Below are 24,959 nucleotides of genomic sequence, written 5' to 3'. Positions count from 1 at the left end.
CGACGCGCCCCTAAGCCGATTTCTTGGCGTCGGCGTCGCGCTGCGTGGCCGGCTGGGTCGAGTCACCCGCGGGCAGCTCGCGTCGTGCCGGATCGGTCGCGGCCGCGTCGGCGGTGGCCGGCGCGTCCTTGTCGTCGTCCTTCTGCATCTCCTTGACCTCGCTCTTGAAGATGCGCAGCGACTGTCCCAGACCACGGGCGGCGTCCGGCAGCTTCTTCGAGCCGAACAGGATCAGCAGCACGATGGCGACGATCGCCCAGTGCCACCATGACGTGAAGCCCATGAGATCACCCTTCAGTTCGGAGCAGACAGTGTCCAATGCTACCCGACACACGCCGGGCCGGAAGGGCCCAGCCGTGGCCGGTCTCAGCGATAACGCCCGCGGGCGGCCTCCGCGGTGTCGGCGACCGCGGCGGCAATCGCCGGGTCATCGACGACCCGCACGGCGCCGGCGAATCCGAGCAGGAATCGGGTGAGCCATTCCGGCGAGCCGTAGACCAACCGGGCGCGGACGGGGAGACCTGGATCGGGCCGGTCCTCGACAGTCTCGAGGGGTTCGAGCGGGTAGTAATCGAGAATCCACAGGTGATCGGCGTCGATCTCGATCTCGACGGCCGGGAGGTCGGGGTCCTCGGCGACGAGCACCGACTGATTCGACGCCGCCGCCTCGGCCGGCGGACGGCTCGGCTCGTCGAGGGCGGTCGCGGTGTCGACGCGGTCGAATCGGAACAACCGCACGCCTTCGGCCATCCGGCACCAGGCCTCGAGATAGGTGTGCTGGTCCATGACCTGCAGGCGGATGGGGTCGACCACGCGGTCGGTGACGCTGTCGCGTCCGGCCGAGTAGTAGCGCAGCCGCAATGCCCGCGCTTTCTTGGTGGCCTCCCGGATCGTCGTGTACGTGGGGTTCTCCCCCGACGGGCCGGCGGGCGTGTCGGACGCGCCCGCGACCCCCGGCACCGTCGCACCCACCGCCTGCTCGATCTTGGCGATGGCCCGCCTGGCCGCGGCCACATCGACGACCCCGGGGGTCTCGACCAGCGCCCGCAGCGCGACGAGGAGCGTGCTCGCCTCCACGGTCGTCAGCCGCAGTGGCCGGTCCATGCCCGCGGTGAACCCGACCGTCACGTACCCCTCGCTGAACTCGAGCTCGATCAGGTCGTCGGGGTAATAGCCCGGTAGCCCGCAGACGAAGAGCAGCTCGAGGTCCTTCGTGAGCTGCGCTTGCGTGACCCCGAGTTCGTCGGCGGCCTGAGCAACCGAGATGCCCCGGCGGGCCTGGAAATACGGGACCATCGCCAGCAGTCGGTTGAGTCTCGACGGCGCTGCCGCGGCCATCAGACGCTCACCCCCATCAGACGGTCGAGGCTCGCGATGACGAGCTCGCGCAGCTCGGGTGGATCGAGGACGACCGCATCGCGGCCCACACCAAGCACCATCCGTGCCACCGCGGTCAGCGAGTGGATGTCGAGGGTCACGATGTCGCCGCGTTCGCCGTCGAAGTCGGCGGGTTCAGTCGTCGTCGCGGCCCTGCGGAGGCCGAATGCCCGGTCGGCCGCGACCCAGATCCGCGCGACCCGTCCGTCCGAACCGGCAGCGGAATCGACCGCCGCGGAGACGATCTGCTGGAGATCAGTGCCGGCCGGGACCACGACCGCGTCGGCGGCACCGACCGCGGCGACCGCCGTGATCCGCGACAGCCGGAAGGTCCGGGTGGCGTCGCGGTCACGGTCGTGGCCGACGACGTACCAGCGGCCCCGGTGTGACACGACCCCCCACGGTTCGACGCGTCGGGTGGTCGGGGCGGCCGCGGCAGACGATCGATGTTGGAACTCGACGGCACGGCGGTCCTGGACCGCGGCGAGCAGGCCGGCGATGACCTCTTCGGAGCCGAGCGATCGTGATGACCCGCCCGAGGTGATCCCCAGATCGTCCTCGGAGCGGACATCGAGCCCGGCGGCCCGGAGCTTGAGGATCGCCGTCTGCGACAGCGTCGAGACCTCGGGGGTGTCCCACAGCGCGGCGGCCATGGCGATCGCCGCGGCCTCGTCGGACTCCAGCGAAACCTCCGGCAACTCGTACGAGTCGCGGTCGATGCGGTATCCCTCGGCGCCGGCCGCCATCGGCGAACGGCCGGTCACGAGGGGGATCCCGAGATCTCGTAGCTCGTTCTTGTCCCGCTCGAACATCCGGTTGAACGCCTCGTCGGACTGCCCGTCGTCCGAATAGCCCGCGACGTTGCGGCGGATGTAGTCGGCGGTGACGTACTGTCGCGTCCACAGCAGGCAGATCACGAGGTTGAGCAGACGCTCGACTTTGGGGGTTGCCACCGAGTCAGGTTAGAACGTGGCCGTTCACCGCGTGCGGAGGCACGCTGGGTTCGCCGGTGACCCGGCGCTCACATCGAGGCGATGAGGCGATCGACGCGCTCGTCGACACTGCGGAACGGGTCCTTGCACAGCACCGTCCGCTGGGCCTGGTCGTTGAGCTTGAGGTGAACCCAGTCGACGGTGAAGTCACGCCCGGCTTTCTGCGCGGCCGAGATGAAGTCGCCCCGGAGCTTGGCGCGGGTGGTCTGCGGCGGCTCGTTGACCGCGGTCTTGATGGCCTCGTCGGTGGTCGCCGGCGACCAGCCCCTTGCGCATCAGGACGTCGAACACGCCGCGGCCGCGTTTGATGTCGTGGAACGCCAGGTCGAGCTGCGCGATCTTCGGATCCGAGAGCTCCATCGAGTACCGATCCTGGTAGCGCTGGAACAGCTTGCGCTTGATGACCCAGTCGACCTCGGTGTCGACCTTGGCGAAGTCGTCGCTCTCCACGGCGTCGAGCATCCGTCCCCACAGGTCCACGACCATGTCCATCTCGGGGTCTGGTCGGCGGTTGGTGAGGTGCTCGACGGCGCGTGCGTGATACTCGCGCTGGATGTCGAGGGCGCTGGCCTGCCGACCGCCGGCGAGGCGCACCGGGCGTCGCCCCGTCGGGTCATGGCTGACCTCGCGGATGGCGCGGATCGGATTGTCGAGCGCGAAGTCCCGGAACGCGACACCGGCCTCGATCATCTCCAGGACGAGAGCCGCCGAACCGACCTTGAGAAGTGTGGTCATCTCCGACATGTTCGAGTCGCCGACGATGACGTGCAGCCTGCGGTACTTCTCGGCGTCGGCGTGCGGCTCGTCGCGCGTGTTGATGATCGGGCGCGACCGGGTGGTCGCCGAGGAGACGCCCTCCCAGATGTGCTCGGCGCGCTGGGACAGGCAGAAGGTCGCGGCCTTGGGGGTCTGCAGAACCTTGCCCGCACCACAGATCAGCTGGCGCGTCACGAGGAACGGCAACAAGACGTCGGAGATGCGGGAGAACTCCCCCGCCCGCACGACGAGATAATTCTCGTGGCATCCATAGGAGTTGCCGGCCGAGTCGGTGTTGTTCTTGAACAGATAGATGTCGCCGCCGATGCCCTCGTCGGCCAGGCGTTGTTCGGCATCGACGAGCAGGTCCTCGAGAACCAGTTCGCCCGCGCGGTCGTGGTTGATCAGCTGGATGAGGCTGTCGCACTCCGCGGTGGCGTATTCGGGATGCGATCCGACGTCGAGATAGAGGCGAGCGCCGTTCTGCAGGAAGACGTTCGAGGACCGGCCCCACGACACGACCCGGCGGAATAGGTACCGCGCGACCTCGTCCGGACTCAGGCGGCGGTGGCCGTGGAAGGTGCACGTGACACCGAACTCGGTCTCGATGCCCATGATTCGTCGCTGCACTTGACCAACCCTACTCGCGCGGACCGCGGCGGACCGGTCGACACGCACCGGCCGCCGCGCGCCGCGGCGTTCTCGTCACTGTTCGGAGGATGGCGTCTCACCAGGGGCTTCGTCCACCTCGGACGGTGTATCCGAGGACTGGGCCGCCGCAGCCTGCGGGAGGAGCCCTTCGACCGTGGACGTCGTGAGGCGCCGGAACGCGCGCCGCGGACGGTTGTGGTCGAGGACGGCGACCTCGAGGTCGCCCGCGGCGAGCACCCGACGTTCGGTCGGGGTCCCGCCACCGTTGTCGGCCGGCGCCGTCAGGGCGGTGACCGCGACGCCGATCGCCCGGCCGAGCTCCATGTCGGGCTCGTAGCTGTCTTTGAGGGCCGCCGCGATCGGTTCGGTCGCCCCGCCCATCACCAGGAAGCGGGTCTCGTCGGTGATCGACCCGTCGTAGGAGATCCGGTACAGCTGCGACCGTTTCGGCTTGCCCGGACGGGCGACCTCGGCGACGCAGAGCTCGACCTCGAACGGCTTCGCCTGCTCGGTGAAGACGCTGCCCAGTGCGTTGGCGTAGGTGTTGGCCAGCGACAGCCCGGACACGTCGGCACGGTCGTAGCTGTAGCCGCGCATGTCCGCGATCTGGATGCCGGCCTTGCGCAGGCTCTCGAACTCGTTGTACTTGCCCACCGCCGCGAAACCGATCCGGTCGTAGATCTCGCTGGTCTTGCGGAGCGTGTTGGACGGGTTCTCCGCGACGAACAGCACACCGTCGGCGAACGTGAGGATCACGACGCTGCGTCCCCGGGCGATGCCCTTGCGAGCGAGCTCCGAGCGATCGCGCATGATCTGCTCGGCACTGGCGTAGTACGGGAAGGTCATCGGGCACCCCCCTCGTGCTCGGCGCTGCGGCGTTCGACGACGGCACGTGCCGCCGCCTCGATGTCGGTCGCGTCCACCTCCCGGGCCCCGTCGGCGCCGACGATGGCGGCCATCGGGAAGATCTTGCGGACCAGATCGGGCCCGCCGGTCGCCGAGTCGTCGTCGGCGGCGTCGTACAACGATTCGACGGCGATCGCGAGCGCCTCGTCGGCGGTCAGATCGGGTCGGTAGAGCTTCTTGAGCGAGGACTTGGCGAACACCGACCCCGAGCCGATGGCGGTGTAGCCACCGAACTCCTCGTGCCGGTCACCCGCGACGTCGAAGCTGAAAATGCGTCCGCGTTCGTTCGGATCGTCGTGGTCGATGTCGTAGCCGACGAGCAGCGGAATGGCCGCCAGACCCTGCAGGGCCGCGCCGAGATTGCCCCGCACCATCGAGGCCAGCCGGCTGACCTTGCCGTCGAGGGTCAGCGGGACGCCTTCGATCTTCTCGTAGTGCTCGAGTTCGACGGTGAACAGCCGGACCATCTCGATCGCGATCCCGGCGGTGCCGGCGATCCCGGCCGCCGAGTACTCGTCGGTGATGTAGACCTTCTTGACGTCGCGCGTGGCGATGAGGTTGCCCATGGTGGCCCGGCGGTCCCCGGCGAGGACGACCCCACCCGGGTATGACACGGCCACGATCGTCGTGCCGTGCGGGATGTCACCGGCGCCGTCGGCGCCGCCGGCGAACGACCCCACCCGGTCGACCTGGGCCTGCGGGAGTTGTTCCGGCGCATGCGTCCGGAGGAATTCGGTGAACGACGAGATGTCGGCGCCGGCGAACGAGCCGGGGCGGAACTGGGACAGCGGGGGCAGTGAACCGAACCTGTCGCTCACTGGCCGCCCTTCTGGACGTAGGCGCGCACGAAGTCCTCGGCGTTCTCCTCCAGCACGTCGTCGATCTCGTCGAGCAGGTCGTCGGTGTCCTCGGCCAGCTTCTCGCGACGTTCCTGTCCGGCGCCGGAATCGGGGCCCACGCCCTCGTCGTCGCCGCCGCCACCACGCTTGGTCTGTTCCTGCGCCATCTGCTGCCTCCTTGAAACCGATCGCCCCTTGGCGGGCTACCGCGGTCGAGGGAGTCGGGATCGGGTGTCGCTGTCGCGGCGCTGATCCGGTGTCTCGACCCTGCGGAATCGTGTGCTCCCACACTACCTGTGGGGACGACAACTGTGGCGGAACGAAGCACATGCCGTCGGAGACGGCGAGGCGCCGCGGCCGCTCAGGTGGTGAGCTGATCCACCAGTTCGGCGGCCGAGTCCACCGAGTCGAGGAGCTTGCCGACGTGCGCCGCGGTGCCGCGTAGCGGTTCGAGGGTGGGGATACGGACCAGCGAGTCCCCGCCCAGATCGAAGATGACCGAGTCCCAGCTCGCCGCCGCGACGTCGGCGCCGAACCGGCGCAGACACTCGCCGCGGAAGTAGGCGCGCGTGTTCCGCGGCGGCTCGCTGATCGCGGCGAGCACGTCGTTCTCGTCGGTCAGCCGCTTCATCGACCCGCGCGCGACGAGCCGGTTGTACAGCCCCTTGTCGAGCCGGACGTCGGAGTACTGCAGGTCGATGAGCTGCAGACGCGGCGCCGACCACGACAGGTTCTCGCGCTGGCGGAAGCCCTCCAGGATGCGCAGCTTCGCGGGCCAGTCGAGGATGTCGGCGCACTCCATCGGGTCGCGCTCGAGGCGGTCGAGCACGTCCGCCCACGTCTGCAGGACGTGTGCGGCGCGCTGGTCGTCGGAGTGCTCCTGGTCGTGGAACTTCTGACAACGCTCCAGATACTCCCGCTGCAGAGCGAGGCCGGTGAGCTCGCGACCGTCGGTGAGTGCGACCGTGGCCGTCAGCGACGGGTCGTGACTGATCGTGTGGACGGCCTGCACCGGCCGCGCGAGCTCGATGTCGGAGAAGTCGACCCCGGCCTCGATGAGGTCGAGGACGAGCGCGGTGGTCCCGACCTTCAGGTAGGTCGAGGTCTCGGCGAGGTTGGCGTCGCCGATGATGACGTGGAGTCGCCGGTATCGCTCGGGGTCGGCGTGCGGCTCGTCGCGGGTGTTGATGATGCCCCGCTTGAGCGTGGTCTCCAGCCCGACCTCGACCTCGATGTAGTCCGACCGCTGCGACAGCTGATAACCCGCCTCGTCGCCGGACTGGCCTATACCCACGCGTCCCGAACCGGTGATCACCTGCCGGGACGCGAAGAAGGTCGTGAGCCCGGCGATGACGGCGGTGAACGGGGTCTCCCGCGCCATCAGGTAGTTCTCGTGGGTGCCGTAGGAGGCGCCCTTGCCGTCGATGTTGTTCTTGTACAGCTGCAGTTTCGGAGCGCCCGGGACGCTCGCCACGTGACGAGCCGCGGCCTCCATCACGCGCTCCCCGGCCTTGTCCCAGATGACCGCGTCCATCGGGTCGGTGACCTCGGGTGCGGAGTACTCCGGGTGGGCGTGGTCGACGTACAGCCGCGCCCCGTTGGTGAGGATCATGTTGGCCGCGCCGATCTCGTCGGCGTCGATGATCGGTGCGGGTCCGGCCCCGCGGCCGAGGTCGAAACCTCGGGCGTCGCGAAGCGGCGACTCCACCTCGTAGTCCCAGCGTGTCCGCTTCGCGCGCGGTACACCGGCGGCCGCGGCATAGGCGAGAACCGCCTGGGTGGACGTCATGATCGGGTTCGCGGTCGGGTCGCCGGGTGCGGAGATTCCGTACTCGACCTCGGTCCCGATGATTCGCTGCATCCTTCGAGGGTAGATGTTCACTTGCCACCGGTCGCAACCACCGCACGTGCTGAGTACGGTCGACGCCGTGAAAGCATTCCGCCGGTTCACCGTTCGAGTGCCGCTGCCCGACCGGATCGCCGACCTCGCGCCGTTGTCGCACAACCTGCGCTGGGCCTGGCACACCCCCACCCAGGAGCTGTTCGCCACCATCGACCCGCGCCTGTGGTCGTCGACCGGCGATCCGGTCCGGGTTCTCGCCGACACCGACCCCGCCCGTCTGGTCGAGCTGGCCGACGACGAGGGTTTCGTGGCACGGGTCGCCGAGGCACACGCCGACCTCGAGCAGTATCTCGATGCACCGCAGTGGTTCCAGAGGTATGCGGCCGAGTCATCGGGACAGGACGGTTCGGCGCATGACCGGGTGGTGCCCCCGGGAATCGCGTACTTCTCGATGGAGTTCGGCGTCTCCGAGGTCCTGCCGATCTACTCCGGCGGCCTCGGCATCCTCGCCGGTGACCACCTCAAGGCGGCCTCCGACCTCGGGCTGCCGCTGATCGGCGTCGGATTGCTGTACCGCTCCGGTTACTTCCGCCAAGGCCTCGATCACGACGGCTGGCAGATCGAGCGGTATCCCGTGAACGATCCCGCCGACCTGCCCCTCACGCTCCTCGCCCCGGGCGACGGCGCGGAGCCGGTGATCGTCGAGGTCGCGATGCCCGGCGGGGCGACCCTGTCGGCCCAGGTGTGGGTGGCGTCGGTGGGCCGAATCCCGTTGCTGCTCCTCGACTCCGACATCGATCGCAACGATGACGAGCCCGAAGGCGCCGCCCTGCGCGCGGTGACCGACCGGCTCTACGGCGGGGATCAGGAACACCGGATCGCACAGGAGATCCTGCTCGGCATCGGCGGTGTCCGCGCGCTCCGCGAGTACGTCCGGATCACCGGCCGGCCCGAGCCGACGGTGTTCCACATGAACGAGGGACACGCGGGCTTCCTCGGCGTGGAACGCATCCGCGAGTTGGTGGCCGGCGGGCTCGACTTCGACACCGCGGAAGCGGTGGTCCGCGCCTCGAACGTGTTCACCACCCACACCCCGGTGCCGGCCGGGATCGACCGTTTCCCCGCCGACCTCGTCGCCCGTTACCTCGACGCCGACTCCGACGGCAAATCCCGCCTGCTGCCCGGGCTGGCCGCGGCGACGGTGGCTGAACTCGGCGACGAGGCGGACCCCGGCGTCTTCAACATGGCGCACATGGGATTTCGGCTCGGGCAACGCAGCAACGGGGTGTCGCAGCTGCACGGTGCGGTGAGTCGGGAGATGTTCGCCGACCTGTGGCCGGGTTTCGACGCCGCCGATGTGCCAATCGGCGCGATCACGAACGGCGTGCACGGACCGACCTGGGTGGCCCCGGCGTGGCGCGACTTCGCCGACGGGGATGAGGACTCCGCGCCCGAGGTGTACGCGGGCCTGTCCGACGAGACGATCTGGCGAACGCACGAGGAGCTGCGCGAGGAACTAGTCGACGAGGTGCGGCGGCGAGCACTAGCCAGCGGCCTCGACCGCGGCTTCACCCACGCCGAGCTGGCATGGAGCGCCGACTTGTTCGACCCGCACGTGCTGACCATCGGATTCGCACGGCGAGCGGCGACCTACAAGCGCCTGACGCTGATGCTCCGCGATCCCGAACGCATGCGCACCATCCTCACCGATCCCGATCGGCCGGTGCAGCTGGTCATCGCGGGCAAGGCCCACCCGGCCGACGAGGGAGGCAAGTCCCTGATCCAGCAGGTCGTCCGGTTCACCGAGGATCCGGAACTGCGCGATCGCATCGTGTTCCTCCCCGACTACGACATCTCGATGGCGCGTTTCATCTACGCCGGTTGCGATGTGTGGCTGAACAATCCGGTCCGTCCCATGGAGGCCTGCGGGACCTCGGGGATGAAATCGGCGCTCAACGGCGGACTCAATCTGTCGATCCTGGACGGCTGGTGGGACGAGATGGCCGACGGCGACAACGGGTGGGCGATCCCGTCCGCGGAGGGGATCACCGACGAACATCGTCGCGACGATCTGGAGGCGCAGGCGCTGTACACGCTCCTCGAGGAGACGGTGATCCCCCTCTTCTATCGCCGGGCGGACGACGGTGTACCCCGCCGGTGGGTGGAGATGATGCGCCACACCCTCACTCGGCTCGGACCGCAGGTACTCGCCTCGCGCATGGTCCGCGACTACACGACCGACCTCTACTGCCCGGCCGCCCGCGCCTACGAGTCCGCATGCGCCGACTCCTACGCGGGTGCGCGCGACCTCGCGGCTTATCGCCGGACCCTGGAGACCGGATGGTCGTCGGTGCAGGTGGCCGGGGTCGAGGACGAGCGTCGCGCGGACGGACTCTGGATCACCGCCCATGTGGCATTGGGAGATCTCGCGCCCGAGTCGGTCGCGGTGCAGGTGGTACTCGGCCGGGTCGGCGACGACGGCGAGATCCTGGCACCGACGTTCACCGACATGACCCGCGGTCCCGACCGCGATGCGTCGGGCCGGGTGGTGTTCACCGCACTGGTGCCGCCGTCGGCCTCCGGTCATCTCGGCTACACCGTCCGGGTGCTGCCCCGCCATCCGCAGTTGTCGTCGGAGTCCGAACTCGGGTTCGTACGCTTTCCGGCGACGACCGGTTGACGGATCCGTCCATCCCCGGGGGTGATTCAGGGTCTTGCCGGATGCCGTCGCCGCCCTCGCCACGCCACACTGGTCGAACCGAGCCAGTGACGGGAGGACCGGATGACCGTGTCGTCGACGGTCGCGAGGACGGCGTCGCAGATCGCTTCGATGCTGGGTGAGCGACGCATGCGGCTGGTGGCGGTGCTCAACAAGCACGTGACCAACCGGATCGTGCTGCTGTGGGCAGGGCGCGTCCCGGGTATGGCGGTCATCGAACACGATGGTCGACGCAGTGGCCGCCGCTACCGGACGCCGGTCATGGCGCTGGCGTCGGGTCGCGATTTCTGGGTCGTCCTGAACTATGGCGCCGGGTCGGACTGGGTGGCGAACGTGCTCGCGGCGCAGGGGGCCTCGATCCGACACCGCGGTCGTCGAAGGCAGATCGGGGACGTCCGCGTGCTGCCGGCGTCGCGGAGCGGCGCACCCCTCCCCGACAGCCTCGACGACGTTCGGAAGGTGCTGTGCGCCGTCATGCGAGACGTCTGACGGAACGGACCGCCCGTCAGTGCTGGTCAGCCGCCGCGGGTCACCGCTTCTTCAATCGCAGCCGCGAATAGGTGAAGGCGAGCAGCAGCGCGCTGATCACCGCGAGCACCCCGTAGGCGAGTGCGGTGTGCGCGACCGATGTCTCCCACAGCGTGATGCGCTGCGGCGCGGCCACATTGATGTTGTAGAGGTCCACGCTGCCGGCCGCGGCGACATACCCCCAGAACGACGGGAAGATCCACGACAGCTGTTCGAGTCCGATGCCGTCGAGCTTGAACAGGCCGCCGCAGAACACCAACTGGACCATCACGACGATGACCAGCGGCGGCATGACCTGCTCGTTGGATTTGACCGCCGACGAGATCGCGAGACCGACGAGCGTGCTCACGCAGGCGAGGACGGCCACCGCGACGAGCAACGCCAGCGGCGGCGGGAGGATCGGACCGCCGAAGTCGGGCAGCCCCCGACCGGCGAAGGTGATGCCGACCATGATGATCGTCTGCAGCACCGCGGCGACGAAGAACACCACGATCTTGGCGAAAAGGTATGCGCCGGGCCGCAACCCGACGGCGCGCTCGCGTTCGAAGATGTCGCGCTCCCCGACGAGATCGCGCACGGTCAGCGCGGCCCCCATGAACGCGGCCCCGACGACGAGCACGACGAGGATCTGGATCGCCTCCGCGCCGTCCTTCGGTGGCGGCGCGTTCGGGATCACCTCGAGGCGGGCGAACCCGCTCGAACCCGGGATCACCAAGGTGAGCAGGCCGAGCACGACGGGTAGCAGCACGAGGAAGACGAGATAGCCGACGTCGGCGAAGATGAGCCGTACCTGGCGTCGGGCGATGGTCGACGACTGGCGGGTGAAGCTCGTGTGCGGCACCGGTATCGGTGGCCCGGGAGGACGCTGGGGCGGCGGCGGATTCGGCGCTCGGCGGTGCCGGTCAAGGTACCGCATGTGTGCGGTGTCCGGCTGATCGGCGACGTACGCGAAGATCTCTGCCCAGTCGGAGGTGCCCATCTCCCCCTCGACCTGTCCGGGCGGGCCGCAGAAGGACGTCTTGCCGCCGGGCGCCAGCAGCAGCACCTGGTCGCACATGGACAGATAGGTCAGCGAGTGCGTGACCACGAGGACCACACGCCCGGCGTCGGCGAGCCGGCGGAGGGTCGCCATCACCTGCCGGTCGAGTGCGGGGTCGAGACCGGAGGTCGGTTCGTCGAGGATGAGCAGTGACGGACCCGTCAGCAACTCCATCGCGACCGACGCGCGCTTCTGCTGGCCGCCGGACAGCTTCTCCACGCGGGTGTCGACATGCTCGGTCAGCTGCAGCTCGCTGAGCACCCCGTCGATGACCCGGTCCCGATCGGCCTTCGAGAGGTCGGGTGGCAGGCGCAGTTCCGCGGCGTAGCGCAAGGCCTGCCGGAGCGTGAGCTTGTGGTGCAGGACGTCCTTCTGCGGCACCATGCCGATGCGGGTGCGCAGAGCGTCGTATTCGGCGTGGACGTTGCGGCTCTCGAAGGTGACCAGGCCGCTCGTCGGTGAGTTGAGTCCGGCCGCGATCTTCGACACCGTCGACTTACCCGCGCCCGAGGGGCCGATCACCGCGGTCAGCGTGCCCGGACTGGCGCTGAAGTCCACGTCGGCGAGCAGACGCTTCCCGCCGTCCACGACGAGACTCACACCGTGGACGTGGAGGCCGTCGGCGACCGCGGCGCTCTCCTGCCCGCGCATCAGCGTGCCGCCGGACACCACGAAGTCGCTGTTGCCGATGGTGACGACGTCGCCGTCGGTCAGTTGCGCGCTCGACACCCGCCGGCCGTTGACGAAGGTTCCGTTGACGCTGCCGAGGTCCTCGATCACGAGGGCCGCCCCGCGGCTGGACACCTGTGCGTGGTGCCGGGACGCCAGGACGTCGCTGACGACGATGTCGTTGTCGGGCGTGCGTCCGATCCGCTGGACTCCGCGGAGCGAGATCGACTCGCGCTCGGGCGGTGTCGGCGCGCCGGGCAGGCGGTAGACCGCCGACACGTTCTGCTGCAGCGCTTGCAGATGCGGCGCGCTCAGGACTTCCTGCGGCATCGGGTCCACTCGGTACTGTCGCCCGCCCGGTGCATGGGCCGGCATCTGGCCTGAGGCCGGGACAGGCGCGCCCGGGAACCCCGCCGAGCGAGGACCTGACGGCGGGTAGCCCGACTGCATCGGACGCGAGACCGGCGGACCCGGCCGGGACGGCACACTGCGTCCGGGACCACTCGAGGGCGGTCGGCCGCCGGATGCGGGCACGTCGACCACGAGGTCGACGACCGGACCCGTGTTCACGTCGCCGAGGCGTACCTGGGTCGTACCGGGCACCATGAACTCGGCCATCCGCAGGCCGTTGACGAAGAAGCCGTTGGTGCTGCCGATGTCGACGAGACACCAGGCCGTACCGCGCCACTCGATGGCGAGATGCCGACGCGACACCATCGGATGGTTGATCACGATGTCGTTGTCGGGCTCACGCCCCAGGGTGATGCGCTGAGCGCCGCCCAGTGGATGCGGCGCCCCACCGTCGACGATCACTCGTCCACGCGCCATCGATGTGCTGTTCATCGCCGACAACTCTAGTGCTTGACGGCGCTGTTCACGCGGTTCTGTCGAGCAGACAGCCGACCCCGTGGGAGTCGGCTGTCTGCTCGGTCGAGACCACTGTCGCTACAGGTACTGACCCGTGTTCGTCTCGGTGTCGATGGCCCGGCTCGCGCCCGCACTCTTGCCCGTGACCAGCGTGCGGATGTAGACGATCCGCTCGCCCTTCTTGCCCGAGATCCGGGCCCAGTCGTCGGGGTTGGTCGTGTTGGGCAGGTCCTCGTTCTCCGCGAACTCGTCGAGGATGGAGTCGAAGAGATGCTGCACGCGCAGACCCGGTGCACCCGTGTCCAGTTGCGACTTGATCGCGTACTTCTTGGCCCGGTCGACGACGTTCTGGATCATCGCGCCGGAGTTGAAGTCCTTGAAGTACATGATCTCTTTGTCGCCGTTGGCGTAGGTGACCTCGAGGAACCGGTTGTCCTCGCTCTCGGCGTACATCCGCTCGACGACCTTCTCGATCATCGCGTTGACACAGGCCGTGCGATCGCCCCCGAACTCGCCGATGTCGTCGGCGTGGATGGGCAGCTCCTCGGTGAGGTACTTGGAGAAGATGTCGATCGCGGACTCGGCGTCGGGACGCTCGATCTTGATCTTCACGTCGAGGCGCCCCGGGCGCAGGATCGCGGGGTCGATCATGTCCTCGCGATTCGACGCACCGATCACGATGACGTTCTCGAGGCCCTCGACGCCGTCGATCTCACTGAGCAGCTGCGGCACGACGGTGGTCTCCACGTCCGAGGAGACGCCCGATCCGCGCGTGCGGAAGATCGAGTCCATCTCGTCGAAGAAGACGATGACCGGCGTGCCCTCCGAAGCCTTCTCGCGCGCCCGCTGGAAGATCAGCCGGATGTGCCGTTCGGTCTCACCGACGAACTTGTTGAGCAGCTCGGGGCCCTTGATGTTCAGGAAGTACGACTTCGCCTCCTTGGCGTCGTCGCCGCGCACCTGCGCGATCTTCTTCGCCAGGGAGTTGGCCACGGCCTTGGCGATGAGCGTCTTGCCACAGCCGGGCGGACCGTAGAGCAGCACGCCCTTCGGGGGACGCAGCTGGTAGTCGCGGAACAGGTCCTTGTGCAGGAACGGGAGTTCGACGGCGTCGCGGATCTGCTCGATCTGGCGGCCCAGGCCACCGATGTCCTCGTAACCGACGTCCGGGACCTCCTCCAGGACGAGATCCTCGACCTCGGCCTTGGGCACCCGCTCGAACGCGAACCCGGCCTTGGTGTCGATGAGCAGTGAGTCGCCGGGACGCAACTTGCGACGCAGACCGTCCTCACCGTCGACCTCGCCCAGCAGCGGTTCGGCCAGCCAGACCACCCGCTCCTCGTCGGCGTGACCGACGACCAGGGCGCGTTTGCCGTCACCGAGCACCTCGCGCAGCGTGCTGATCTCGCCGACGGTGTCGAATTCACAGGCCTCGACGATGGTCAGGGCCTCGTTCAGACGCAGGGTCTGACCCTTGGTCAGCAGGTCGGTGTCGATGTTGGGCGAACAGGTGAGGCGCATCTTGCGGCCCGAGGTGAACACATCGACGGTGGCGTCGGGGTGCACGTCCAGCAGGACGCCGTACCCGCTCGGCGGCTGACCCAGACGGTCGACCTCCTCGCGGAGAGCGACGAGTTGCTGTCGGGCCTCCTTGAGGGTGTCGAGCAGCTTCGCGTTGCGTGCCGGTGAGGCTGTCCACCCGCTCTTGGACGATCCCCGGCCGGCCGGCCGGCCGCGCCGCGCGCAGACGAGTCCGGGCCGCTCCGCGACAGGGGCGACTCGGTGCCGCTCCGCGGCGGGGGCGGAGTGTAGGCGGGGACGAAGCCCTCGTCGGATGCACTGGCGCCCTCGGGAACGCGCGGTCCCCCAGTGCGTCGTGGCGGTCAGGTTCGGTCATTGCTGACTCCTCTCGCCGGCAATCACCCGATCCCTCGATCGGAATGCTCGCGCCGTATCCCTACGCTACCGGCCGAGACGGCGAATCGCCGTCCACCGCGCAATCGCCGGTGTTGACGGTGTGTTAAATGTGCGTCTTCGCAACGTATTCGCGATGTTTCACCGCGCAGCTCGGCGACTGGCCGTTACTCCGCGACCGGGCTCAGCCCTTGCTCGGACGGCGCTGCGGACGCAGTGTGGTGGTGCCGTCGGCAAGGCGCCGGGCCGTGATCAGAAAAGCCGTGTGGCCTTGCATTTTGTGTTCGGGACGCACCGCGAGGCCCACCGCGCTCCACTCGCGGAGGAGCGTCTCCCAGGCCCGGGGCTCGGTCCAGCACTCCTGCTCGCGCAGGGCCTCCATCACCCGGGACAACTGGGTGACGGTCGCCACGTAGACCGTCAAGACCCCGCCTGGTTTCAACACGGTCCGCACGACGTCGAGCGGTTCCCAGGGCGCGAGCATGTCCAGGATGACGCGATCGAACCGTTCGTCCCGATCCACGTTCGCCAGATCGTCGACGGTGAGGTGCCAGTTGTCCGGCCGTCCCCCGAAGAAGGTCTCGACGTTGCGGATCGCGTGCTCGGCGTGGTCATCCCGGATCTCGAAGGAGACGACCTCACCGTCGGCACCGACCGCGCGCAGCAGCGAACACGTCAGCGCGCCGGAGCCGGCACCGGCTTCGAGGACGCGGGCGCCCGGGAAGATGTCGCCCTCGAGGACGATCTGGGCGGCGTCCTTGGGGTAGATGACCTGGGCCCCGCGCGGCATCGAGAGCACGTAGTCGACGAGCAGCGGGCGCAGCGCCAGATATTGGGTACCGCTGGTCGCGGAGACGATGCTGCCCTCGGGCGAACCGATGAGGTCGTCATGGGAGATGGCACCGCGGTGGGTGTGGAACTGCTTTCCCTCGTCGAGCAGCACCGTGAACTTGCGCCCCTTGGCATCGGTCAGCTGAACCCGGTCGCCGACGACGAACGGTCCGGTGGTGGGCACTGGTGCTTCCTCTCGTGAACGATCCGAACCCACGCGACTCGGCGCAGGGGTTCGTGGGCCGTGTGGACGTTACCCGACGAGGTGGGCCGGTCCTGCCTCGTGTCGCTGCGGGGAGGGCGCCGCCCGGGTGGCCGGCGAGCGGACCCGAGTGTCGGGACCTCGGACTGTCGGGCCCGGCGCCTACCCTGCGAAGGGTGAGCACGATGACCGGAGTCGGAGACGCCTCCCCCAGCACGACCCCGACAGGGACCCCGGGCGGCCCCGACCCGGAGGCGCGAGGGATCGTCGGGCGCCCGCTGGCGCTGTCGCCGTCCCGCGCCGCGGACTTCAAGCAGTGCCCACTGCTCTACCGCTACCGTGCGATCGACCGCTTCCCGGAGACCCCCACCACCGCGCAGACCAGGGGCACCGTCGTCCATGCCGCGCTGGAGAATCTGTTCGACCTCCCGGCCGAGCTCCGCACCCAGGACTCGGCCGAGTTGTTGGTCGAAGGCGCCTGGGCCGCGATGTGCGAGGGCGACCCCGAGCTCGCGAAGGTCATCGGCGAAGGTGGCCAGGCCGCGTTCCTCGCCGATGCGCACAAGCTCATCGCCACCTACTACACGATGGAGAACCCGACCGCCTTCGACGCCGACGCGGTGGAGGAACACGTCGAGATCGACGCCGACGACATGCTCATGCGGGGGTTCATCGACCGCATCGACGTCGCGCCGACCGGCGAGATACGCGTCGTCGACTACAAGACCGGGCGGTCGCCGGGTGAGGCGTACGAAGCCAAGGCGTTGTTCCAGATGAAGTTCTACGCGCTCGCGATCCTGCGCACCCGCGGGGTCGTTCCCGCCCGGTTGCAGCTGATGTACCTCTCCGACGGGCAACAGCTGATCTATCGCCCGGACCGTGACGAGCTGCTCCGCTTCGAGCGCACCCTGCGCGCGATCTGGCAGGCGATCCGCACGGCCGTGGCCTCGGGCGACTTCCGGCCGAAGAAGTCGTGGTCGTGCAAGTTCTGTGAGCACCGCGCCCGGTGTCCGGAGTTCGGGGGCGTCATCCCGCCGTACCCCGGTCCCCCGGCGGGTTTCGCAGTCTGAGCAGCCCCGACGTCCGCGGGACGCCCCCGCCCCGACCCATTATGTCGGCAGTCATAGAGTGACTCGGGTGGAGAACTCGTACTACGAACCCATCGATGCCCCGTCGGATGCTGCCCGTGACGAGGGCGACTTCGAGTACTTCCGCCCGACCGAGGCGACGCTGAGCGTGTGGTCGCCGACGATGCAGCACGGTGGTCCCCCGTCGGCCCTCCTGATGCGGTCGTTGCTGCGGTGCGAGCCCGACCCGGCTCAGCACTTCACGCGTGTGACCACCGAGATCCTCGGCCCGGTCGGGCTGGGCGTCAACCGGGTCGCCGCCCGGGTCGTGCGGCCGGGCCGCCAGATCAGCCTCGTCGAGACCGAACTGCAGGTGCAGCAGGCCGACGGGACGTTCCGCGCCGCCGCCCGCTCGGTGGGGTGGCGGCTCCGCGTCGCCGACACCGCCGAGATCGCGAACGGTCCCGATCCCCTGACGCCCGGACCGGACGAGTCGAAGGCGGTGATCGGCTTCTCCGACGACAACGGCGAGGCCGTCGACTGGGGCACCCTCGGGTTCATCGGCACCATCGAGTCGGTCCGGGCCGAGGGACGCAACGGCTCGACTCCCGCGGTATGGCTGCGGCCGGCGATCCCGCTCGTCGCCGACGAGAAGACCGAGGACCTGGAATCGATGTTCACCGTCATCGACGTCGCCAACGGGTTGGGCACCCGACTCCGCCCGAATCGGTGGACGTGGATGAACACCGACACCACCGTGCACCTGACGCGCGTCCCGAGCGGACCGTGGGTCGGCATCGACGCCCACATGATCGCCGGTCCGGACGGGTTCGGCAGCACCTTCGCCGACCTCTACGACGCCTCCGGCCACATCGGCCGGTCGGCCCAGACGGTGATGCTCAGCGCGGTGCAATAGCCACAAACCCACCACTGATCGGCAAACCCACCAGCTCGCAGCTGGTGGGTTTGCCGAAAATGGGTGGATCTGCCTCCGCTAGAACCGGCAGGACCGGATGTCCGTCGCCAGGATGGCCTTGGCGCCGAGCTCGGACAGCTCGTCCATGAGGTTCTGGTGGTCCTTGCGGGGCACCATTGCGCGGACCGCGACCCAGTCCGGGTCGGCCATGGGCGCCACGGTCGGCGACTCGAGGCCCGGCGTGAGCGCCGACGCCCGATCGAGAAGCGAACGGGGGCAGTCGTAGTCGATCATCACGTACTGCTGTCCGAACACCACGCCCTGCACTCGGGCGACGAACTGCCGTTCGGCCTTGGTGAGGTCGGCGTCGCGCCGGGAGATCAGGACCGCCTCGGAATCGCACAGCGATTCACCGAACGCCACCAGGCCGTGCTGACGCAACGTGCGACCGGAACCGACGACGTCGGCGATCGCGTCGGCGACACCGAGCTGGATCGAGATCTCGACCGCACCGTCGAGCCGGATGATGTCGGCGGTGATGCCATGACCGGCCAGGTCCTCGCGCACGAGGTTCGGGTACGACGTGGCGATGCGTTTGCCCGCGAGATCGGCCACCGCCCACTGCTGGTCGGCCGGAGCCGCGTAACGGAAGGTCGACGAGCCGAAGCCCATGGCCAGCTGTTCGCCCACCTCGGCGCCGGAGTCGCGGGCGAGGTCACGTCCGGTGATGCCCAGGTCGAGCCGGCCGGAGGCGACGTAGATCGCGATGTCCTTGGGACGCAGGAAGAAGAACTCGACGTCGTTGTTGTTGTCGAGGACCGTGAGGTCCTTGGCGTCGGTCCGGCGGCGATAGCCGGCCTCGGAGAGGATGGCCGACGCGGATTCGGAGAGCGCACCCTTGTTGGGTACGGCCACTCTCAGCATCTCGTTGTCCTTTTCGTGGAGTGCGCCTGCGGGCGCGGGGATGGAGCAGAACTGTGTCGTGTGGACTGTGTCCGGACCGGGTCAACCGGTCACAGATGTCGGTACACGTCCTGCAGCGTCAGTCCCCGCTTGATCATCATCACCTGCAGCCAGTAGACGAGCTGCGAGATCTCCTCGCCGAGCGACTCGTCGGATTCGTGTTCGGCGGCGAGCCAGACCTCACCCGCCTCTTCGATGATCTTCTTGCCCAGGGTGTGGACGCCGGAGTCGAGGGCGGCGACGGTACCCGAACCCTCGGGACGGCTCTGCGCCTTGTCGCTGAGTTCGGCGAACAGCTCCTCGAAAGTCTTCACGATTCCTCATTTTTGCATGTGGAGATGCGCGCGAGACCGCCGGTCCATGCACCGGCGACATCGTCGAGGTCCAGCCCGACAAGACTGGTCCGGAAGACGCGCAACCGGCCCGGCTCGACCGGTGCCGCGGACTCGACGACGAGCGTCGGACATCCGGCCGCCGATGCCGCCTGGGCGCCGGTCGGCGAGTCCTCGACGGCCAGACAGTCGGCCGACGGGACACCGAGCAGTTCCGCCGCGCGCAGGTAGGGGTCGGGCGCGGGTTTGCCCACCGCCACCTCGTCGCCGCAGACCGTCGTGGTGAATCGTCCACGCCCGATGGTCTCCAGGGCCACCTCGGTCAACTCCCGCACCGTGTTCGTCACCAGCACCATGGGGATCCCTGCCCCGGCCACCAGGTCGAGTGCTTCGGCTGCGCCGGGACGCCACGGCAGGTCGTCGGCGAACAGTTCGGCGACCCGATCGAGAGTCCAGCGTCCGTCGGCATCGGGATCGCGCTCCGCGGCGGACAGACCGGCCGCGTCATGCACCTTCGCCAATGCGTCCGCCAGCGAGTTCCCGAGAGTGGATTCGCGGAGTTCCGGTGACATGACGATGCCGTGCCGGGCGGCCAGTTCCGCCATCGCGACGTCCCAGATCGGTTCGGAGTCGAGCAGCGTGCCGTCCATGTCCCACAGCACGGCAGCGGGGAGTCGCGCACCCGACGGTGAGGTGGGGCCGGCGGTGGAGACGGTGGGGGCGGTGTCGGTCACCCCTGCATCATCGCAACCCACCGCTCGGTGGGCTCGTCGGCGGGGTAGAACAGCTCGATGGTCAGCTCCTCGAGGGTGACATCGCGTGGGGAGCCGAACGTCGTGAGGGTGCTGAAAAACGACAGCACCTGGTCGCCGAGGGCGAGCCGGAACGGCACCAGCAACTGCGGTTGTCCCCCGACTCCGGCACGGTCGCGGGCGAGACGTCCGTCGAGTGCGGCGACGGTCGGATATCCCGAGACCTCCCGTTCGAGGTCGGCGAGGCGCGGATCGCCGGTGATACGCGCCATCCGCCGGAGCAACTCGAGCAGGTAGGTCGCCCACTCGTCGAAGTTGTGCGTGGCCCGCGCGAATCCGTCCGGATGCAGCGACACCCGGAACAGGTTGACCGGTCCGGTCTGCAGTTCGGGCGGCAACAACTCGAGAAGGGTGAGCGCGGTGTCGTTGGCCAGCACGACGTTCCAGGTCCGGTCGAGCGCCATGCCCATGTTCGGGTTGTGGGCGTCGAGCAATCGCTGGACCGACGACCGGACGTGGGCCATCGTGTCCGAGTCGAGCGGTTCCTCGCTGTAGCGGGGTGCGTGCCCGGCAGCGAGGAGCAGCGAATTTCGTTCTCGCAGTGGAACATCGAGCCGCTCGGAGAGCGCCTCGAGCAGCGCCGGACTCGGGCGTGACCGGCCGGTCTCGACAAAACTGAGGTGACGCGGCGAGACACCGACCTCGTAGGCGAGATCCAGCTGGCTCAGCGAGCGGCGAGAGCGCCACTGCCGCAGCATGCTTCCCACCTCGACGGTCATGGGGTCATGGTAGGTCCCGGGCGGGAGCGCGGCGACTACCTCACGGGTAACGGTCGTCCGGCGATCAAGACCGCAGACAGGACTCGAGCAACTCCAACGAGTGTCCGATCGTCTGGGCGAGGACCTCTTCGGGTTCACCGTCGAACACTTCCCGGGAGGCGCTGACGCGGCCGCGGTGATCCAGTCCGAACCACACCGTTCCCGGTGCCGCCTCGTCGGGTTCGGGACCGGCCTCACCGGTCACCGCGACGACGAGGTCGGCGTCGAACAACCGAGCGGTCGATGCCACCATCGCGCGCGCCGCGGTCTCGCTCACGACCGGCCCCTCGGGCACGTCGAGCAGGTCGTACTTGACGTCCTTGTGGTAGGCCACGACCCCGCCGCGGAACCACGTACCCGCGTTCGGCGCCTTGCTCAGTTCGGTTGCCAGGTTCCCGCCGGTCAGCGATTCGGCGACCGCGATCCGGACGCCTGCTTCCATCGCGGCGTCCGCCACGCGCTTGCAGGTCTCCGAGAAGTCACTCACATCCGACATCTGTCGCTCCCTCCGTGTCCGCGTCGACCATCCCTGGTTGGTATCCACAGGGCCGCGCCCTGAAACGACTACCTGGTAGGTAGTGGTGCCGGCGGCGCGGGTGCGAGACGTTGGGGACATGACCCGCATCGAGAACGACCCCGTTCGCACACGGCACACGACGGTGTTGATCTCGCCGGCGATGGGAGTGCCGGCGCGTGTGTACCGGCGCTTGACGGAGGCCCTGAGCAGAGCCGGATTCGACGTCGTGATCGTCCCTCGGCGAGGGATCGAGGAGGGAAGCGAGCCACCGTCTCGACGTTCCGACTGGTCCTATGCCGACGAGGCGGACGACCTGGCCGACGCCGTGACCGCCGCCCGGACCGAAACCCCGGAGACGAGGGTCCTGGTGCTCGGTCACAGCCTGGGTGCACAGCTGGCAGCGATCGTGACGTCACGGACCGATCGTGCTCCCGACGGGATCGTGGCGATCGGCGCCTCGGTCCCCCACTTCCGACACTACGGCGCACGCGGAATCCCGCTCGCCGCACTGGCCGCGTCGGTGACGCCGGTCGCGGCGGTGCTCGGCCGGTGGCCACGACGCGGCTTCGGCGGTCCGACGCCGCGCACGCTGATGCGGGAATGGGCGCGCATGGTGCTGACCGGGTGGGCGCCGTTCGCACTCGACTCCCGAATCGCGGTGCGAGCGTTGTCGATCCGGTTGCACGACGACGAGGTGGTGTCCGGCCGCGCCGCGGACGCCTACGACGCGGCGTTCGACAAGGACGCGATGTCGACACTGTGTTACCGGGCCTCCGACGGTCCGGCCGGGGGCGTCGCGACGCACCTCGGATGGACGCGGACGCCTGACGGGATCGTCGAGCTGATCGCGCGATGGTGGGAATCTCACGCCGTCCAGGAGCCCGATCGGGACTCGACGCGGTCGCGTGTGCGCACGGCGGTTCGTTCCGCCCAGGCGCCGGTGGCGAGATAGGCCAGCACGGCGATCGCCATGCCGCACAGTGACACCACCATCCAGAACGGTCGTGCGGTGGCGCTCAGGTCGTCGGCCACCGTTCCCACCCGTCCAGAGAACGCGATGGCACCGGACACCGCCACGCCCAGCGCCGTCCCGACCTGGCGCCCGGTGGAGGCCATCGCGGAGGCGAGTCCCGCCTGGGTCCGCGGCATGCCCGACACCGCGGCATTCGTGATGGGCGCGTTGACCAGTCCGAAGCCGATGCCGAACACGAGGTAGGCCGAGCCGAGGTAGGTGAACGGGGTATCCGGTCCGACGCCGAGGAGAAGCACTCCGCCCGCGGCCATCCCGATCCCGCCCGCGAACAGTGGCGGCCGGGACCCCCGCGCGGCGACGAGGCGTCCCGAGACCGGCGCGCAGCACGCGGCGGCCAGAGCCATCGGGATCAGCCTCAGACCCGCGCCGAGCGGACTCAGTCCGCGTACCTCTTGCAGGTACAGGGTGTTGAGGAACAGGAACCCGCCGGTCGCCGCGAACGCGATGACCGCGCACACGACCGCGACGGTGAACGGCACACTGCCGAAGAACCGCGGGTCCAGGAGCGGCTCGTCGCGGCGCAACTCGTACCAGACGAGAACCACAGACGAGCACGCAGCGACCGCGAAACAGCCGACGATGACGCCGGACCCCCAGCCCAGCACGTGCCCTTCGATGATCCCGAACGTCACGGTTCCCAACAGCACGAGGATCAGCAGCTGACCCACCACATCGGCCCGTCGAGGCTGTGGCGCCCTCGACTCGGGGACGTACCGCCGGCTGAGAACGAGGGCGAGCACGCACACCGGGACATTGAGCACGAAGATCGCCTGCCAGCCCAGGCCGGAGACCAGCGCACCACCGACGACCGGGCCGAAGGCCAGACTCGCCCCGAATGCACTTCCCCACAAACCGATCGCCCGCGCACGCGCCTTCGGCTCGGTGAACACAGTGGTCACGATCGACAGGGCCACCGGGTTCAGCATCGAGCCACCGACCGCCTGGACAGCCCGGGCCGCGATGAGCACCTCCGGTGTCGGCGACACCGCGCAGAGCACCGACCCGGTTCCGAAAATCGCGAGGCCGACCCCGAAGATGCGTCTGCGACCGAGCCGGTCGCCGGTGGTGCCGCCGAGGATGAGCAGGCTCGCGACGACCAGCGTGTACGAGTCGACCACCCACTGGAGCTGAGACGGCGTGGCGTCGAGATCGGCACCGATCGACGGCAGCGCCACGTTGACCGCGGAGATGTCGAGGCCGACGAGGAACATGCTCAGACAGCAGACGACCAGGATGACGCATCGACGCCCGGTCGTGGACATGGAGCCAATGTAGAACGCCGACCCCGGGGCAGGCGCCGACCCGGTGAGGATCATGCCCACCGGGAACGAGACCGCGAGGCGCCGGGATCGTCGTAGTCTGGGCCCACGCGCACCGCCGAGGAGAAAGCCGAGGTCCCATGTCGAAGATCCTGGTGTTCGGACACCGCAACCCCGACACCGATGCCATCGGGGCTGCGATCGGCCTCGCCCACCTCGAAGCCGCGCTGGGCAGCGATGTCGAGGCCGTCGCCCTGGGCCGGCCGAGTCTCGAAACCGCCTTCGCCTTGGACCATTTCGGACTCGACGCACCGCGCGTCATCGAAACGGCCGCGCCGGCGGAGGTCATGCTCGTCGACCACAACGAGCGCCAGCAGAGCGTCGCCGACATCACCGACGTGACCGTCCTGAAAGTCATCGACCACCATCGGATCGCCAATTTCGAGACGGCTGCGCCGCTGTACATGCGCGTCGAACCGGTCGGATGCACCTGCACGATCCTCACCCGGATGTATGCGGAGAACGGGGTCGAGATCCCGCGCCCAGAGGCGGGCATCATGCTGTCGGCGATCATCTCCGACACCCTGTTGTTCAACTCCCCCACCTGCACCGACGCTGACCGTGCCGCCGCCGCGGAGCTCGCCGCGATCGCGGGCGTCGACGTCGACGAGTACGGCGACGCGCTTCTACGGGCCGGGACCGCGCTCGGCGACGAGCCGGTGTCGGCGATCATCGGACGGGACTCCAAGAGCTTCGAAATGGGGCCGAAGACGGTGCGGGTCTCGCAGATCACCACGGTCGACTCCGCCGAGATACTCGACCGTCGCGACGAGTTCCTGACGGCAATGACCGCCGAGAAGGAGGCAGCCGGCTACGACCTCTACCTCCTGCTCATCACCGATGTGATCAAGGCCGACTCGGATCTGCTGGTGGTCGGCGAACCCGCCTCGGCGGTCGAACAGGCACTCGGGGTCACCGTGGCGGACGGCCATGCCTTCGGCAAAGGCGTCGTCTCGCGCAAGAAGCAGATCGTCCCGCAGTTGACCGAAGTGCTGGACGTCTGAGCGGTCTCTGGCCTCCCCGCGCACATCCGCTGTCGAGAGAGGACTCGTAACAACATAATTCGAGGACAACGCAAACAGGCGCCCCCCATCTACCACACAGCACCG

The 24,959-nt window shown here is 68.7% G+C and carries 21 protein-coding genes and 2 pseudogenes; 6 read left to right on the top strand and 17 right to left on the bottom strand.

Annotation, left to right across the window (positions count from 1 at the left end):
* Positions 1 to 10: 10 nt before the first annotated feature.
* From tatA to dop, 8 genes and pseudogenes are all read right to left on the bottom strand, one after another.
* Complete coding sequence (gene tatA, locus QAD21_RS11905) at positions 11 to 283, bottom strand: Sec-independent protein translocase subunit TatA (protein ID WP_280361527.1); 273 nt, start codon at positions 281 to 283, stop codon at positions 11 to 13.
* A gap of 83 nt (positions 284 to 366) precedes the next feature.
* Positions 367 to 1,338 carry a WYL domain-containing protein gene (locus QAD21_RS11900; protein WP_280361525.1) on the bottom strand — a complete coding sequence of 324 codons (972 nt, stop codon included), beginning with the start codon at positions 1,336 to 1,338 and terminating at the stop codon, positions 367 to 369.
* Positions 1,338 to 2,330, bottom strand: coding sequence for a WYL domain-containing protein (locus QAD21_RS11895; protein WP_068969984.1), 993 nt, complete (start codon positions 2,328 to 2,330; stop codon positions 1,338 to 1,340). Before QAD21_RS11895 ends, QAD21_RS11900 begins: the two co-directional genes overlap by 1 nt.
* 68 nt (positions 2,331 to 2,398) lie before the next feature.
* Positions 2,399 to 3,755, bottom strand: a pseudogene (gene pafA, locus QAD21_RS11890) (Pup--protein ligase).
* A 75-nt stretch (positions 3,756 to 3,830) separates the two neighbouring features.
* A complete protein-coding gene (gene prcA, locus QAD21_RS11885) occupies positions 3,831 to 4,622 on the bottom strand; it encodes a proteasome subunit alpha (RefSeq protein ID WP_058250432.1) in 792 nt (263 codons plus the stop codon).
* A complete protein-coding gene (gene prcB, locus QAD21_RS11880) occupies positions 4,619 to 5,500 on the bottom strand; it encodes a proteasome subunit beta (protein ID WP_068970063.1) in 882 nt (293 codons plus the stop codon). The genes prcA and prcB overlap by 4 nt, the downstream gene beginning before the upstream one ends.
* Positions 5,497 to 5,688, bottom strand: coding sequence for a ubiquitin-like protein Pup (locus tag QAD21_RS11875; RefSeq protein ID WP_004019064.1), 192 nt, complete (start codon positions 5,686 to 5,688; stop codon positions 5,497 to 5,499). Before QAD21_RS11875 ends, prcB begins: the two co-directional genes overlap by 4 nt.
* Before the next feature lie 194 nt (positions 5,689 to 5,882).
* A complete protein-coding gene (gene dop / locus QAD21_RS11870) occupies positions 5,883 to 7,382 on the bottom strand; it encodes a depupylase/deamidase Dop (protein ID WP_058250430.1) in 1,500 nt (499 codons plus the stop codon).
* A gap of 67 nt (positions 7,383 to 7,449) precedes the next feature.
* Between dop and glgP the strand changes: the two genes are divergently transcribed.
* Together glgP and QAD21_RS11860 are read left to right on the top strand one after the other, a co-directional pair.
* The gene (glgP, locus tag QAD21_RS11865; protein WP_068970067.1) at positions 7,450 to 10,044 is read left to right on the top strand and encodes an alpha-glucan family phosphorylase; all 2,595 of its coding nucleotides are present in this window, start codon (positions 7,450 to 7,452) and stop codon (positions 10,042 to 10,044) included.
* Positions 10,045 to 10,146: 102 nt separating this feature from the next.
* On the top strand, positions 10,147 to 10,572 hold the full coding sequence (locus QAD21_RS11860; protein WP_068970062.1) for a nitroreductase family deazaflavin-dependent oxidoreductase: 426 nt from the start codon (positions 10,147 to 10,149) through the stop codon (positions 10,570 to 10,572).
* A 40-nt stretch (positions 10,573 to 10,612) separates the two neighbouring features.
* On the opposite strand, the gene QAD21_RS11855 is transcribed toward QAD21_RS11860, so the two are convergent.
* From QAD21_RS11855 to QAD21_RS11845, 3 genes and pseudogenes are all read right to left on the bottom strand, one after another.
* Entirely contained in the window at positions 10,613 to 13,147 is a 2,535-nt protein-coding gene (locus QAD21_RS11855) for an FHA domain-containing protein (protein WP_068970066.1), read from the bottom strand.
* A gap of 117 nt (positions 13,148 to 13,264) precedes the next feature.
* Positions 13,265 to 15,083 (bottom strand): annotated as a pseudogene (gene arc / locus QAD21_RS11850) (proteasome ATPase).
* Between the two features lie 201 nt (positions 15,084 to 15,284).
* On the bottom strand, positions 15,285 to 16,115 hold the full coding sequence (locus tag QAD21_RS11845; RefSeq protein WP_065632207.1) for a tRNA (adenine-N1)-methyltransferase: 831 nt from the start codon (positions 16,113 to 16,115) through the stop codon (positions 15,285 to 15,287).
* Between the two features lie 203 nt (positions 16,116 to 16,318).
* Here QAD21_RS11845 and QAD21_RS11840 point away from each other — a divergent pair, with 203 nt between their 5' ends.
* Positions 16,319 to 17,203, top strand: coding sequence for a RecB family exonuclease (locus tag QAD21_RS11840; protein WP_068970061.1), 885 nt, complete (start codon positions 16,319 to 16,321; stop codon positions 17,201 to 17,203).
* A gap of 67 nt (positions 17,204 to 17,270) precedes the next feature.
* Positions 17,271 to 18,116, top strand: coding sequence for a thioesterase family protein (locus QAD21_RS11835; protein ID WP_068970060.1), 846 nt, complete (start codon positions 17,271 to 17,273; stop codon positions 18,114 to 18,116).
* A 78-nt stretch (positions 18,117 to 18,194) separates the two neighbouring features.
* Here QAD21_RS11835 and hisG read toward each other — a convergent pair whose 3' ends face one another.
* The 5 genes from hisG to QAD21_RS11810 all read right to left on the bottom strand — a co-directional run bounded on the left by hisG (position 18,195) and on the right by QAD21_RS11810 (position 21,477).
* A complete protein-coding gene (hisG, locus tag QAD21_RS11830; RefSeq protein WP_058250425.1) occupies positions 18,195 to 19,040 on the bottom strand; it encodes an ATP phosphoribosyltransferase in 846 nt (281 codons plus the stop codon).
* 89 nt (positions 19,041 to 19,129) lie between these two features.
* On the bottom strand, positions 19,130 to 19,393 hold the full coding sequence (locus QAD21_RS11825; RefSeq protein ID WP_014926729.1) for a phosphoribosyl-ATP diphosphatase: 264 nt from the start codon (positions 19,391 to 19,393) through the stop codon (positions 19,130 to 19,132).
* Positions 19,390 to 20,073, bottom strand: coding sequence for an HAD family phosphatase (locus QAD21_RS11820; protein ID WP_277242961.1), 684 nt, complete (start codon positions 20,071 to 20,073; stop codon positions 19,390 to 19,392). Before QAD21_RS11820 ends, QAD21_RS11825 begins: the two co-directional genes overlap by 4 nt.
* Positions 20,074 to 20,141: 68 nt before the next feature.
* Positions 20,142 to 20,942 carry a helix-turn-helix transcriptional regulator gene (locus QAD21_RS11815; protein ID WP_058250424.1) on the bottom strand — a complete coding sequence of 267 codons (801 nt, stop codon included), beginning with the start codon at positions 20,940 to 20,942 and terminating at the stop codon, positions 20,142 to 20,144.
* Between the two features lie 64 nt (positions 20,943 to 21,006).
* Positions 21,007 to 21,477, bottom strand: coding sequence for a CinA family protein (locus QAD21_RS11810; protein WP_068970059.1), 471 nt, complete (start codon positions 21,475 to 21,477; stop codon positions 21,007 to 21,009).
* Positions 21,478 to 21,595: 118 nt separating this feature from the next.
* Here QAD21_RS11810 and QAD21_RS11805 point away from each other — a divergent pair, with 118 nt between their 5' ends.
* Entirely contained in the window at positions 21,596 to 22,450 is an 855-nt protein-coding gene (locus QAD21_RS11805; RefSeq protein WP_068970058.1) for an alpha/beta fold hydrolase, read from the top strand.
* Here the strand turns inward: QAD21_RS11805 and QAD21_RS11800 are convergent.
* On the bottom strand, positions 22,363 to 23,793 hold the full coding sequence (locus QAD21_RS11800) for an MFS transporter (protein WP_068970064.1): 1,431 nt from the start codon (positions 23,791 to 23,793) through the stop codon (positions 22,363 to 22,365). The genes QAD21_RS11805 and QAD21_RS11800 overlap by 88 nt on opposite strands.
* A 137-nt stretch (positions 23,794 to 23,930) precedes the next feature.
* Between QAD21_RS11800 and QAD21_RS11795 the strand changes: the two genes are divergently transcribed.
* Positions 23,931 to 24,854 carry a manganese-dependent inorganic pyrophosphatase gene (locus tag QAD21_RS11795; protein WP_068970057.1) on the top strand — a complete coding sequence of 308 codons (924 nt, stop codon included), beginning with the start codon at positions 23,931 to 23,933 and terminating at the stop codon, positions 24,852 to 24,854.
* The last annotated feature ends 105 nt before the right edge of the window (positions 24,855 to 24,959 follow it).

This window comes from Gordonia sp. SMJS1 (assembly GCF_029866425.1).
GTDB lineage: Bacteria > Actinomycetota > Actinomycetes > Mycobacteriales > Mycobacteriaceae > Gordonia > Gordonia hongkongensis.
The sequence above is the reverse complement of the archived record's forward strand: the minus strand, read 5'-3'. Positions and strand labels throughout refer to the sequence as shown.

Coding starts and splice junctions, on each gene's coding strand:
- tatA (WP_280361527.1), bottom strand. CDS start 283: ATGGGCTTCACGTCATGGTGGCACTGGGCGATCGTCGCCATCGTGCTG.
- QAD21_RS11900 (WP_280361525.1), bottom strand. CDS start 1,338: ATGGCCGCGGCAGCGCCGTCGAGACTCAACCGACTGCTGGCGATGGTC.
- prcA (WP_058250432.1), bottom strand. CDS start 4,622: ATGACCTTCCCGTACTACGCCAGTGCCGAGCAGATCATGCGCGATCGC.
- QAD21_RS11875 (WP_004019064.1), bottom strand. CDS start 5,688: ATGGCGCAGGAACAGACCAAGCGTGGTGGCGGCGGCGACGACGAGGGC.
- dop (WP_058250430.1), bottom strand. CDS start 7,382: ATGCAGCGAATCATCGGGACCGAGGTCGAGTACGGAATCTCCGCACCC.
- QAD21_RS11860 (WP_068970062.1), top strand. CDS start 10,147: ATGACCGTGTCGTCGACGGTCGCGAGGACGGCGTCGCAGATCGCTTCG.
- QAD21_RS11855 (WP_068970066.1), bottom strand. CDS start 13,147: ATGGCGCGTGGACGAGTGATCGTCGACGGTGGGGCGCCGCATCCACTG.
- QAD21_RS11840 (WP_068970061.1), top strand. CDS start 16,319: ATGACCGGAGTCGGAGACGCCTCCCCCAGCACGACCCCGACAGGGACC.
- hisG (WP_058250425.1), bottom strand. CDS start 19,040: ATGCTGAGAGTGGCCGTACCCAACAAGGGTGCGCTCTCCGAATCCGCG.
- QAD21_RS11815 (WP_058250424.1), bottom strand. CDS start 20,942: ATGACCGTCGAGGTGGGAAGCATGCTGCGGCAGTGGCGCTCTCGCCGC.
- QAD21_RS11810 (WP_068970059.1), bottom strand. CDS start 21,477: ATGTCGGATGTGAGTGACTTCTCGGAGACCTGCAAGCGCGTGGCGGAC.
- QAD21_RS11805 (WP_068970058.1), top strand. CDS start 21,596: ATGACCCGCATCGAGAACGACCCCGTTCGCACACGGCACACGACGGTG.
- QAD21_RS11800 (WP_068970064.1), bottom strand. CDS start 23,793: ATGTCCACGACCGGGCGTCGATGCGTCATCCTGGTCGTCTGCTGTCTG.
- QAD21_RS11795 (WP_068970057.1), top strand. CDS start 23,931: ATGTCGAAGATCCTGGTGTTCGGACACCGCAACCCCGACACCGATGCC.